Raw genomic sequence first — 13,454 nt, 5'->3', positions numbered from 1 at the left:
CGATTTCTTTCCAGTGGTAAGCATGGCTTATCACTGCTGTTTTTATTTCTATTTGGAGGAAAGGATGTCTTCGTCATCTTCCCCCTCAGCGTTGCCTTGGCTACTGCAATTTTGTCATCAACATCGATGGATTTTGATTTGTTCCGTCTGCTTGGCAGCGATTGCAGCGACGCTTTCTCTTGCGCCTTACTATTTTGTCTATTTGATTGCTGACAGCTTACTTACTCAAGTGACTGATCAACAAGCTATTTGGTGGTTTACTAGCTTAGCTTTGGCGGCCATGTTACTGCGCTACGGCTGTTTACTGCTATCTACCTATTTAGCCCATTCCAGCGCCTTTCATATTCAGTATCAGATTAGGACACGCTTGTTTCGGCACATGAGCCGCATTCCGCTAGGTTACTTTAATCAAACCAGTAGCGGCGAGATAAAGAAGGTGTTGGCAGAAGACATCGACAGAGTGGAAGTGTTTCTTGCGCATCAGTTAGCTGATCTTGTGACAGCGCTGTTTGTGCCTTTGACCACTTTTGTTTTGCTCTGTTTTATAGATTATCGCATGGCTTTATTTGCGCTAATTCCCATTCCTCTTGCTGCCATTAGCCAAGCGATGATGTTTCGTGGTTATAAAGAGAAAGCCCAGCAATACCACCATAACTTGGAGCAGCTCAACAGTGCGGTGACGGAGTTCGCCAGAGCGATGCCCGTGATTCGCTTGTTTGCCATGCAGCAAACTCGCCATACTAAGTTGGAGCAAGGCTTAGATCAGCATCGACAATATTTAGCTAAGTGGATAAAAGAGGCGGCTTGGCCAATGGCTGCGTTCAAAGCTTTTCTAAATAGTGGCTTAGCGGTTTTAGTACCGATTGGTCTCTATTTTTGCCTTGATGGTTCGTTGACCATTGCCCAGTTCATTATCTGTTTGTTGCTTGGTGTCGGTATGTTGGAGCCGTTGTTTAATCTAACCTTGCTGAGTACCTATCTGGGGCAAGTTTTTGAAGGCGTCGGGCGATTAATCAAGATTGAGCAATTGCCGCAAGAGTCAGTGATCGCACAAGCTAATGATTCTAATCAATTGGCTTCTAAGCCTAAGGTAAGCAATCATCAGGTACGGTTTGAGCAAGTCTGTTTTCATTATTCAGAAACAAACAAATCAGCGCTGCAAAACATCAGTTTTGAACTCAAGCCTCATACCGTGACTGCGATTGTCGGTGGGTCTGGGGCGGGTAAGTCGACCTTAATTCATCTATTAGCCAGAATGTGGCACCCAAGTCGTGGTCAAATTTATCTTGATGATCAGCCACTAAGTGATTTTTCAGAGGCGCAGTTGATGGATCAGATGTCGTTGGTTTTTCAAGATTCGCATTTGTTTAAGCTGACCATCCGAGACAACATTACTATGGGTAAGCCGTATTCATTTCAGCAAATAGAGGCGGCAGCGAAAGCGGCCAATGCTCATCAGTTTATTGAACAATTACCCCAAGGTTATGACACGCTATTGAGTGATGGTGTCTCACTGAGCGGCGGGCAAAAACAGCGTATCGCCATTGCAAGGGCGATGCTAAAAGATGCGCCTATTCTAGTGTTGGATGAGCCGACAGCGCATGCCGATGCGACCAATCAAAAGCTAGTTCAATCCGCTATTAGCGAGTTAGCCCAAGGTAAAACGGTCGTTGTGATTGCACACCAGCTTTCTACAGTGGTCAATGCCGATCAAATTTTAGTGCTTAATGACGGCTTATTGGTTGAGTGTGGGTCGCACCAGCAATTACTAGCGCAACAGGGACATTACGCACAGTTATGGAACACGCAACAAACCGCTAAGCAATGGAAAATTAAGCCGTCGCAAATGGTAGAGAAACAACCGGAGGCGCAACATGCTTAAACGTTATCAACAGTTAACGGGGATTTCGCTGCGCCCGATGCTGGTTAATACCCTGTGGGTCGCATTGGATGCATTGTTTGCGCTTGTGCCTTATCTATTGGTTTTTCAGCTGTTATCGGTATTGATTGCTGACAACCAACTGCCCGAAACTTGGCCTTATTACTGTTTAGCCATTGCGGTTTGTGTGCTGGTGCGGATGGTGATGATTCGTATCGCTAACCTCAAACAAAGTTACTTAGCGACGCTCGTTGGGGAAAAAACTCGAAATGGTTTGTTGAGCAAGTTGACTAACATTCCGATGGGCCGTTTACTAAGCATCGACCTTGGTACATTGAACAACACATTGCTTAAAGATGTTGACCATGTAGAGCACGCTTTTTCTCATGTTGTGAGTCATTTAATGGCCGTGCTATGTACTTTAAGCGTGATTCTTCTTGGTTTAGCCTACTTTGATTGGCGTTTAGCGCTAAGCATGGCGGCAGGCATTCCATTAGCATGTGGTGCATTCTATTGGTTCAACAAAGCTTCTTTAGCCAGTAAAGCGCAGTTGTACCAAGCGGGAGATGAGTTAACGGATACTATTTTTGATTACATCGCAGGTATTAAAATCTTGCGAGCTCATGGTTGCGCTGAGGGAGAGATTTTATCGCTAGACGAGAAGTCAAAATCCGCACGAGATGCGCACCTTAGCTTTGAAAAACGTGCAACATTAGCCCCTGCCGCATTCATTGTGTTAGCTGAATCAGGCTTTGCTTTGCTGATCAGTTTGGGCATTTACTGGGTTCTTGATGGGCAAGTGACCGTGTCCGTTCTGTTGCTGTTTTTGCTGCTTTCAACGCAATTTTATCGTCCGATCATGCAGGCGGGGATTTTGATTTCTCAGTGGCAGTTCTTCCAGTCAGCGATGGATCGTGTTGCAGGCGTATTGTCTGAGCCTGAACTGGATAACATTACTGAGAGTTCCCCTAAGCAGAGTTCGAATAATGGTTCAAATCCTTTCTCGGGAGTAGAGCTAACAAACGTCAGTTTTGCATATCAGCAGCAACAAGTTCTCAGCCAAGTCAGTTTTACGGTTAAGCCTAATTCGGTAACTGCGATCGTTGGGCCATCAGGCTCAGGTAAATCAACCTTGATTCATCTACTGGCAAGATTCTGGGATGTGCAATCAGGGCGAATATTGCTATCAGGGCAACCCATTAATGGCTTAAACCAAACTCAGATAGCTCAGTTGGTCAGTGTGGTATTTCAGCAAGTGTATCTATTTGATGACAGCATATTGAATAATTTGACGATGGGGAATCCATCCATTTCCACTGTTGAGATTGAGCGCTGCTGTCAGATGGCATCGTGCTGGGAGTTTATTCAATCTTTACCGCAAGGCTTGGATACTCAAGTTGGTGAAGGTGGGACCAAACTGTCTGGTGGCGAAAAGCAGCGTATTTCTATCGCTCGTGCATTGTTAAAACAATCGCCATTAATACTGCTGGATGAAGCAACCGCAGCGTTAGATGCGGAGAACGAACTTAAAGTGAAGAAAGCGGTTAGCCACTTGGTTGAAAATAAGACCGTGATTATGGTGGCGCATAATTTATCGAGTATCACCCATGTGGATCAAATTGTTGTGATGAACAACGGTAAGGTTGAAGCGGTAGGTCAACACGAGGATCTATTGTCTAGCTGCGAAACATACCAAGTATTGTGGTGTGATCATCAGTCTTCGACCAGTTGGTGTTTGTAATTCAGGATTCGTTATTGAGTTAAGCTAAGGGCTCACTATTGGTGATTAGCCGAGTGATAAGCCGTTTATGAGACATAGCCATTTGGCTTCAAATCTATCTATGCGTACCGTAAAGAGGACATTTCTTATGCGGTAGTGCGTGATATCGTCTGAAATTAATTGATAATTATTCTCATTTATTATAGTTTTCAGCTCATCTATTGATTTAACTATCAGGCATGGAGAGCTGACTATGGAGCTTGTTGACATTGATACTACGCCGTTTCGTATGTACGACATTCTCGATTGCGCCCAAGATGATCAATTGGCTCAGTTTGCAACCTCTAAAGTGACCTTAGAAGAAAGTGTATGCGATGGCGCTGGTTACATATTTGACTTAGCTGAGGGGATGTCGGTTACTTTGAGTGACGTGACATTTAAAGCACCAACTCGTTTCAAAGAGCAAGCTCAAGACTTCTATGGCGCTTGTTTAATCTTACAAGGTGAAATGGACTTAGTAGTTCCAGAGCAAGCGAAAGCGGTCACCATTACTCGAGAAAAAGCCTTGTTCTTTGTCTGTCAGGGTGGAGAGTTTGAGTTTCACTACAATGATAAGCGCACCAAGTTCTTAAATTTTTGCGTGCCGAAAGCCTTGTATGAATCTTTGATTGGCGCAAATGTCGATCCTAATAATGTATGCAATAAATACGATCTTGTATCTGTGACTGCGCCTATGGTGAAAGTGGTGGATGACATTTTCCGTTCCAAGCTGAGTAAATCTGCCAATAACTTTTACCTACAAGGTAAGGTGATGGAGCTATTAGCCATTCTCTACCACAACCTGACTCACCCAGTGAAACAGTGTGATGGCATGACATCTCGTGATATGGATTGCATTCAAAATGCTGCTCGAATCATTGAAGAACACATGCAAGAGCCGCCTTCACTGCAAGACCTAGCGCGCCAAGTAGGCATTAATGACAACAAGCTAAAACGTAACTTTAAACTGGTGTTTGGCGATACCGTTTATGGCTTTTTGTATAGTAAACGCATGGCCAAAGCCAGCGAACTGTTGGCGGAAGGGGAGCTATCAGTACAAGAAGTTGCTAATAAGATTGGCTTCAAGCACGTTGGTCATTTCTCTAAAAAATTCAAAGAGCAGTATGCTTGCAGTCCAAAAGACTATCGTCGTAAGTCTGTTGCCGTAGGGTAATGGTATTCTTTGCCGCAGGGTACATGCTAGTTGGCTTGAGTGACTCTTTTAGTTGAAGTAAAGCTTCGTTAAGTGACAAAAACTCTCCCTCTGTTGTGTCGTCAGGATTCTATTAATACGTAATATGAGTGTCTTTATTTGCTCACCGTAGTGAAATAAGGATACGGCTCATGCACGCTGAATGGACGTCTGCTTCGTCAAATCACACCTCAAATTCTGCCTTTTTCTGTTTCGTCGCTGGTTGCCGATATTGGTTGCTTGCATGTGTGTTGGTGAGTTTGACTGCTTGTTTGTATTTAGTTTCTCAGCAAGGTGAAATCACTAGTTGGCTATTGCAGGAACCGCTATACCTATGGGTATCAGTGATGGCGACCGTAATGTTATTAATGTGGTGGTTGTGCCGTAGCTTGTTGCTCACGTTGATTACTATGTTAGTTTGCGCCGTAGGTTTGTGTTCGACTTTAATTGTGCTCAGTCAACTTGGATTGCCCCTGTTTAGTACGTTGCAAATTGTGCTGTTAGTCATTGCAGTATCGATTACCAGCGCTGTTCAGTTTTCTGTAAAAGAAACGCCTCAGCCAAGCATGAGCTCGTCAGCGAAGATACTCACATCTAACGTGGGTTCAATTGGGTTAGTGACTATTTGGGCGATTGCGCTAATTTTGCTGATTGGGCCATTCATTGGTTACAGCTTTGCAATAGCAAGTATTGCGGTGATGCTTGTCACTCAGGGATTATTGTTGTTACTGCTGGTGGCCTTTGCTCCGTCTCTCGTCCAAAAAAAGACTGAACCTGATTGGCTCGACAAAGGATTGAGCAAAACGATACAACGCATACTAGCGAGACCTAAGCTATGGTCGATAGGGTTTATTGTTGCTACATTGCTGATGGCCGGTGGGTTGGCCATGTTGACTGTCACTCATGAGGCAATGAACTCTACCTTGGTATCTTGGCCGTCACTGCTGTTCGCTGGTGTTTTATTATGTGGTTTGATTAAGGGGCAAGGTAAAGGGTTTGTCTCTTCGTTAATGTGGATTTTACTTGTGTTGACGATGACACTTGGTGCGACCTTGGGTTCGTTGGCCATGGCGATGATGCCGCTTACCGTAGGTTTAATTGGGTTTGCGCCAGTGCTGATTTACCTAATCGTTGATGCGGTGATACAAATTTTGCGCCCAACAAAGCTGAGCCATCCATTTACCTCATCCAAGAATAAAAAAGATCACAGCACCGAAATTTCAAAGAAATTAGCGTCTGCATCTAGGCCGTTAGTTATCTCAAACACCATCGTTGCCAGTGCATTTTCGTTGTTTGTGATGGCCAATCATGATGATCTACTTACTTTCGGTTTGCTAATTGGCACCGCCATTTCTTGGTCTATCATGTCGGTGTTGGTTCTGTTACCCGCATTTTACTTAGATGTTGAATAGGTAGAATGGAGCCATCCTATTAGGTTAAACGACAGTCGAATGACTGTTAGCCCAACCTAAGTTACGGAAGTTGAAGAATTGTTCCTTATTTGGGGTGAAACCAAAGCGTAGCGGCATTGAAGCCATCAAATTTAAAAAGTCTCTTCTGCTTGGACTTCGCTTTGCTTACTTGGTGCTAAATGACCATATTTTTCACGGACATTACCGATGGACAAAATAGTATGGCCTTTGGCGTATTCGTTTTGTGAGATAATTCGGTTGTAAAATTCGAGCTCTTCGCTTGGCTTGGCCCATTTAGATTTCGGTAAGGGCTTGCTCCACTCGACAACCTCGGGAAAGCTTTCTGCGTGAACAGTCATCTTCTTCATTAAGCGATTGGTGCGCCAAATGCCCAACATGGTGCCATTGAGGTACCACCATAGTTTGGTACCACCAGTTACTTCACTTGGGCTGATGTTATTGGCTTCACAATGTTGTTTGAGTAAATGGGCATAAGTCAGAGGCTCTGGTTCAGGCACAGCCTCTTCACCTTCCTCCATGTAGCTACGAATCATTTCCCAAGTTGAAGTGGCATCGATCTTGTTAATAGCATTGAGTGTCATGCTAGACCAAAAGTTACCGTATTTGCTGTTATCATCAGCTGCTATCACTAGCGCAGAAGATGATATTACACCAACAGTAGTCACAGCTGACCCTTGGCCAACCATCGCGCAGATATCTTCCCATTTAAAAAACTTAACTTGAGTTTGTTTTTTGGCCTTATTCCATTTTGAAAACATGACTTCACGTCGTTGACGGTTAAAGCGAAAAGGAATGGTTCTGAGTAGTGATTTATTTGTATTCTTGATAACTAAGAAAATAATGGCCAAAGTAGCAATTAAGGGGCCGAACAGAGCGAAAAGTGCATTACCAAACTCGAAGTAGCTAAAAGTCCTATTAGGTATGCCGTTAATGAATTTAGTTTCGTAAGCAAGCTCATACATTGAGGTTATCCCTCCAAGCATGATATAAACGGGAATAAATACGATAACGAAAGATATCAAAAACATTAGCCAAACTATCTGAGTTTGAAATATCAAACCAGCGACTCCGCCAATCTCAATATAGTTGTTATTTTTACTGAGCAATTGTTCGCAATAGTTATTTTTCTTTATTCCTGTTCTAATCGGAAAAGGGCTTAGAACCATGGCATGGCTGAACTCTTTAGGTGTTTTTTCTCCAGCAAAGAACGGAAAGTTATTTCTAGCTTTGTTCATTTTTCTTCTTAGTCATTTGATTGTTAGCTTGTTCCTAATTTCGATCTCGATTCAGCAACATATGCAATGGTAGATCATGTATGAGAAGGGGTTTCAGCAAATATGTTTATAGTTGGCCCTGTTGCCGGAATTGTTTTTTGCTTCTCTCTCATTTTCTCTACCGTTTCAGCAAACTGTTCATCGGTCATATCGCGCCAATAGCGAGGGGGGCGATTGGTCTTCTTATCATGTGCTGCAGTAACAGGGTCTTTGTCTCTAGATTGCTCTAATGCCAATACATCTGGCATTGGCTGACTGGTATCCATATAGCGCTGAATCATATTCCAGACGAGCGCGTACTCGGATACGAGCTGGTTGCTGCCAACAAAGTTGTGTAATGGCACACCAGTAGAGTATTCATGATAACGATGGACCAACATTAAGCTGTAGTTTAAGTGGCCTTGTGGGGTAGGTGCAGACATAAGCACACAATCAAATTCAATAAAAGGATGTGAGAATTGAACTTCGTTTCGTTTTTTATATAGAGTGACCATTCCGGTTTTTCTATTTAGAGTAAAATTTAATCTGCTCTTTAAAAATGGAGCAAGGAAAAAGTAGCCCCGATTAAGCATTTTGTAGTGAGTGTAATATAAAATGCAGGGAATGAACCAATAAATAGTTATATTTGTTAATTGTTCTACTTGACTATCAATACTATTATCTACAACTGCCGCTGTAAGAGATAATAAGTAGAATAAAGGTATAAAAAAAATCAGTGACACTTTAACTAGAGCAACAATGATAAAATATAATTGAGATAAGGGAGATAAACTTTCATTGTATAGTTTTTCCTCATCCCAGAATGTTTTTTTTTCATTATTTTTACTTTTTGAACTAATGTCGGAAGGTTTAAAATCTTCAATGAATGAAATCGGTATATTGGAATTTGCAATTGAAAAATCAAATTTCTGACCTTTAGTTAGTAACCTTTGGAGGAAACTACTGTTCATTTTTGGTTGCTGTTTCATAATTTTTTTGGAGTTATAAATACTATAGCAACTGTTGATGTTTTCTTTTGTCATTTATATACCTAATGTTTTATTTAATCAGTACAATGCTTTGTAACCATTGTTTGTCATTCTTAAAGTTAGGCTCAAGTGGTATCGCTGTCGATTGTGTTTCTTCTAACGGTGGTGTTGGTAGCGTTAAATTACCAACTTTAATGGTGGCTCTAATGATAAATCCATGACCATAACGCGTTATTTTCGATATTCTTGTTGATGGACTGTACTTCATTGGAGCTTCTTGAGGTTTCTTTATCTCATTTCTTAAAAAGTATGCATACCCTGCGTCGTACTTAATGATGTCGATAATTGGGCTATTGTATCGGTTAGTTTTTATTGGCTTGATGGTCTCATTATTACCGTTAGCTTTGGTGAGATCCCGGGTTATGGCAAAAATTGATTCTCTAGCGAAAAAACTGGTGGTTTGTTTTGTGTTTTGAATCAGTGACGCGATGTTCGTTTCTAATAGTACAACATGCGTAGCGCCTTTGCTTTTCATCAGGTTGTTAATTTGGGTAGAAAATGGGGTTTGTGAGTCTAACCTATGTATGCTCGATGTCAGATGAAAGACTAATCCGATGAATCGGTTAAAGGCGATATCGTTGTCTTGTAAATGGGCGTAATCATCGGATGGGTCTTGGCCAAAAGGCCCATTTTTAAGCCAAGTTTCTATCGGGCTGTCTTTGAACCATTGATAAAGCATAAAACCCACCAGAGCGATTGCAATACCTATCCAAGCCACCGGACCCATACCAAATAAAAATGGAGAACTGGTGGTGAAAAAACCAGTAGCTACAGTAGTGGTTAAGGTACCTGCCGTGATCATACCCATTGCTAAGCTGGCATCGAGATCATTGTGTTGGTACAGTTTAATGGTATCCCAGCCGGCAATCGCCGCAGTAAGGAAACCAGCTCCGATACTGAATGCATTAAGATAGCTAAGTTTTCCAACCAGTTTGACTGCGCCTGCCTTAAATGTAAATTTATCAACAAGTTTATTTGACATTTTAAAAGCGGTGTTATTCGATACAGTCGCTAGTGTAGATGCATTGTTTGTATATAGGTTAGAAGCGTGGACTATGGCAAGGGTTAAGTCTATTATTCCACTGGCTAATACGGATTGCGTGTACGCATCTTTGATTTTTCCATGGTCGTACAATACTGTTTCGAAACTCCGTTTCAGGTTCATCATTTCTATAACTACAATAAAATATGGTACTTTGAGCCTTTCATAGGCATTGCTAATGCTGACGGAATCACTCTGCAAATGCTTAAATGTTCTTTGGGTGCTTTCCTTATTGAAGGTCTCGGCTAGAGTACTGTCGTGCGGCAATACCACCACTTTTAGTGCACTCTTTTTGCCTAAATCGCCGTTAATACCTGAAATGATGTCGTTACTTTTGAATGAGTTTCTTCCCGTTGACGCAATGAGGTTTCCTGATTTGTCGTGAAGTCGTGCCATTGGCGCGTTTTTACCTTTTGTTCTTACTGTCTGTGCCTCTTGTGCGGTTAGTCCGTAGCTTAGACCATGCCCATGCACGCCTAACACCGTACCTTTTAGCTCTGCCCCGCCCACAGGTGTATAGACCATTTCTCCCCAAAGTTTAGAATTGGTTGCTTTTAAAAGCCCTAAAACAGGAGCATAGGCTTTATTGAATTGAATAACTTTTGCATGCTTGGAGAGATCTTCGCTTAATGCTTGTAGGGCATCAAAGTAACCTCTCAAAATTCCATCTAGTACGTTTGCTGCACGGCGTACAACGCCAAAGTTATCTTCTCCATTATCATTTGCTTCTGTCATAAAGGCTAAATCCATGACGTGAAGCTGTTCCTCATTCACTATAAAATCATCTTTGCCCCATAGTGCGAGGGATTCTGGGGTCGCAGTCCCTGTCCCATCATTAAAAGGGGCTGGTGGTATGTATGTATCTTCAAGAGTTACTGCATCTTTAGGAGGAAACAGAATTTCGTGTAAGGCGTGTTGGCTATCTTCTGAGAGTATCTTCGCTACAGTTTCCAAGCATGGGCTTTTAGATAACGGGTCAGGGTTAGACATTTGGTCAAGGCTGTTTATATCGATACTCAGTGCTGACATGCCGTAACCGGCTATACGGTGGGCGGCTGATGCATTAATATCGTTTAGTGCGCTCATATCTTTTAGTACAAAAGCTAATCGATTATCATTCATGACCGTCTCTACATGCTTTTGTAGGCCTTTTACGTCTATCCGGCATATATCCCGCTCAATTGTCCGCAAAGTTCTATGGAACCTTCCTCCTAAATCACCATTGATATCATTTTTGTGTTTATGCCAAGTGTTTTCGTTTTTACCAAACTTCTTAGGGAATACAAACTTTTGTACTAGTTCCGCGCAGGCATAATATTCTTGTTTGCTCATGTCGACATAGACTTGTTGCAAATAGCCTATTGCTGCCATTACGAGAAAAGAACGTTGTCTGAGGTCGAATAATGGGTCGTCGAGTGTAACCGTTCTTAGTCGACGTTTTTTAGCGTCTTCAAGATAATCTTTACTAGGTTTAGTCTTCCACTGTTCTTTGTTAATGGACTTAGGGTTGAGTTCCTGTTGTAAAGCTGATTGTTTCATACCATATTCATATTCATTAACATGGTAAAGTTGACGAAACATCGACTCTTTCGCTTTCTTGCCATCATTTCGACATTGAGATATGTTTTCCGTCACGGCCCTAAATTGGGTAGTTAGCCAGCTTCCATCTAAGCTGCGATTTAGCTTCGAAGGTTCTGCCAACAAAAACTCAAGCTCAGGTTCTCGAACACGAATTGGAGGGATGGTGTTTTCTTCTAGTGGATCTGATACTAAGCTTTGAAAGCTTTCACAGCGATTTGCTAGTGCTTTTTCGTCTGATTCTAAGTTGTTTAAGTAAGGTGCACTCCATGGTACTTCTGAAAACGCAACCTGTACCTTGGCATTTCGGCCATTGTCTTTGTATGGTACCCAGATCTCTTTTAAGGTCTTCCCAACGGCTTTACGCTGCTCATCAAGGAAAGGTTGATCTTTCCCTTGTCGATACTTAAATAAATCAATATCTCTAAATTCGACCGTATAATCATCTTGAGTTCGAATTTCAATTTCTCTCCATGCTTTGCCATTATAGAAAATATAGAAGTAGCCGTTTCTTACGGGAGCAAGTCGGTCTTTTTCCTTTAACTTATCGTCATAAGTGGGCAGTAACGTTAGCGGGAGAATAGACTGCATTGAGTAGCGTTGATTCTTGGATTGTCGCTCGACGGATGATACGTCTTGAAATAGCGGAAGTTTTATTGGCCCGCCTTCAGCATCTACTTTTAACCAGACATTACGGTTTTCTTTTTGTTGGCACCAATGCCAACTGTAAATCGTAGAGTCTTCTAATTCAGGATCAATCTTCTTCTTTTTTTCTAGGCTCTCTTGTTGCACCATGTCCGTTAAGTCATAAAACTGAAAGTCTTGTTCTGGGCTATGTTTAATTCCAGTGACTTCAATTAGAAATGTCTTTCCGTCGCAAGCGTGATTAGATGCGTACTTAACGGCCATAGTCAGTATTCCTTGCCAAAGTTGACTCAAGTTGGGTTATTTTCTCTTCTTGAGGGAGGTTAATAATTACGTGAGGGTTAAAATTTAGAATATCTGGACTGACGTCCCATTTGTGAAATATGTTTCTTACAAAAAATGTACGTTGCTCATCCTCAATATGATGTTGTGCGCAAAACTGAGACACTGCATGTTGTTGACTCCAATTTACTTTGGATAGTTTTTCAAACTTACGCCAGTTATCGACTGCCTTGTCTTCCACCATCTGAGTCAGAGCGACTTCTTGTGACGGAGTGATTGACCAAATATTTGATGAAGCCTTGCTTTCAGAAATAGGACTCGCTTGCCATTGAGCGTGTTGACGGAATTTTTGACAATAAAATTTTGCCGTCATAAACAAGCCCAACCAGTTATCGGTATCTTGCGTTGATAAAGCATTTAGAAAATAGCTGTATACGCTAGGAGAGTAATAGTGAAATAAGCCTTGCTGATCTCCGGAGAAGCGAATAATTAGTTTCAACCTGAGATCGTCTATCACCTCTTGAAACGACAATTTTGCTGGTGCGGCGAGCAATAGCATTTTTGATTTAGGTAAATGGCTAGCCAATGACAGATCTGGTTTCAGTTGAATAACAAGTGGGCTTTCAGCTAGGAGCGATGAAAGAACCGTATCGAGGTAGAGCGGCTCGATATTATTTTGAGAACCTAAGCGGTACACTTCTTCCTGCATTCCACGGTAATAGCAAACAATAGCGTACCAAGTAACAGCTTGATCATTGATTTTCCTATCGAGATAGATGGTCATTATCCTTCCTCACATGGACAGCTGCAGTTTGGACAGTCTTCTCCAGTATGGTTTGGGCAGATGGTTGTAACTGGCATTTCTGTTCGTACATCGGCCTGAACTTGTTGTATTAATTTCGGTGTCGATTTAGCAAGTACTAGCTCCTCGGGCGCAACTAACTCTTCAACAATTCTTGGTGCTATTGCTTCGTTGCCACCATAGCCGCTGCCGCTACCTGGGCTTCCTCCTGCGTTTAGGTTGATGGTTGGCCCAACAATGTGGACGCCCGCTGGATCGACTTTCACAAAACTTCCGCCAGCTTTAATAGTGATTTCGCTGCCGGCCTCCATGACTAGCTTATGGCCTGATTTAAGGTGAATTTCTGTGCCTGATTGGAGTGCGTAGTTGGTACCTATCTTTTGGTTTAACGACCCATTAACCACTTGGGTTGTGTCTTTAGTTACTTTGGTTCGGTCTTCACCTTTTACGATGGTGTGTTGATTGTTTTTCACCAACGCAAAACTGTCGTTATCGACGGTTAAGTGCTTATCGTGTTTGATGTGGGTGGTGTGGTCGTTC

9 protein-coding genes are annotated in these 13,454 nt (G+C 42.2%); 4 read left to right on the top strand and 5 right to left on the bottom strand.

What is annotated here, in order from left to right:
• Positions 1-64: 64 nt before the first annotated feature.
• From OH461_RS18945 to OH461_RS18930, 4 genes are all read left to right on the top strand, one after another.
• Positions 65-1,882 (top strand): ABC transporter ATP-binding protein, encoded by a 1,818-nt coding sequence (locus tag OH461_RS18945; protein WP_270022104.1) that lies wholly within the window; start codon positions 65-67, stop codon positions 1,880-1,882.
• Positions 1,875-3,620, top strand: coding sequence for an ABC transporter ATP-binding protein (locus OH461_RS18940; protein ID WP_270022103.1), 1,746 nt, complete (start codon positions 1,875-1,877; stop codon positions 3,618-3,620). The genes OH461_RS18945 and OH461_RS18940 overlap by 8 nt, the downstream gene beginning before the upstream one ends.
• 232 nt (positions 3,621-3,852) lie before the next feature.
• On the top strand, positions 3,853-4,812 hold the full coding sequence (locus tag OH461_RS18935) for a helix-turn-helix domain-containing protein (protein ID WP_270022101.1): 960 nt from the start codon (positions 3,853-3,855) through the stop codon (positions 4,810-4,812).
• Between the two features lie 170 nt (positions 4,813-4,982).
• Positions 4,983-6,242 carry a hypothetical protein gene (locus OH461_RS18930; protein ID WP_270022100.1) on the top strand — a complete coding sequence of 420 codons (1,260 nt, stop codon included), beginning with the start codon at positions 4,983-4,985 and terminating at the stop codon, positions 6,240-6,242.
• A gap of 131 nt (positions 6,243-6,373) precedes the next feature.
• Here OH461_RS18930 and OH461_RS18925 read toward each other — a convergent pair whose 3' ends face one another.
• From OH461_RS18925 to OH461_RS18905, 5 genes are all read right to left on the bottom strand, one after another.
• The gene (locus OH461_RS18925) at positions 6,374-7,498 is read right to left on the bottom strand and encodes a DUF6708 domain-containing protein (RefSeq protein ID WP_270022099.1); all 1,125 of its coding nucleotides are present in this window, start codon (positions 7,496-7,498) and stop codon (positions 6,374-6,376) included.
• 74 nt (positions 7,499-7,572) lie between these two features.
• Complete coding sequence (locus tag OH461_RS18920) at positions 7,573-8,559, bottom strand: hypothetical protein (RefSeq protein WP_270022098.1); 987 nt, start codon at positions 8,557-8,559, stop codon at positions 7,573-7,575.
• Between the two features lie 16 nt (positions 8,560-8,575).
• Positions 8,576-12,094: a toxin VasX gene (locus tag OH461_RS18915; protein WP_270022097.1), complete on the bottom strand. Its 3,519-nt coding sequence runs from the start codon at positions 12,092-12,094 to the stop codon at positions 8,576-8,578.
• Positions 12,084-12,896, bottom strand: coding sequence for a DUF4123 domain-containing protein (locus OH461_RS18910; protein WP_270022096.1), 813 nt, complete (start codon positions 12,894-12,896; stop codon positions 12,084-12,086). The genes OH461_RS18915 and OH461_RS18910 overlap by 11 nt, the downstream gene beginning before the upstream one ends.
• On the bottom strand, positions 12,896-13,454 hold a 559-nt coding region (locus OH461_RS18905; protein WP_443088481.1), incomplete at its 5' end, for a bacteriophage T4 gp5 trimerisation domain-containing protein. The genes OH461_RS18905 and OH461_RS18910, both read right to left, overlap by 1 nt.

Origin of the sequence: Vibrio sp. LaRot3, assembly GCF_027587025.1 — a bacterium.
GTDB lineage: Bacteria > Pseudomonadota > Gammaproteobacteria > Enterobacterales > Vibrionaceae > Vibrio.
Note: the sequence above shows the minus strand (reverse complement) of the source record. Positions and strands in the feature narration are given on the sequence as shown.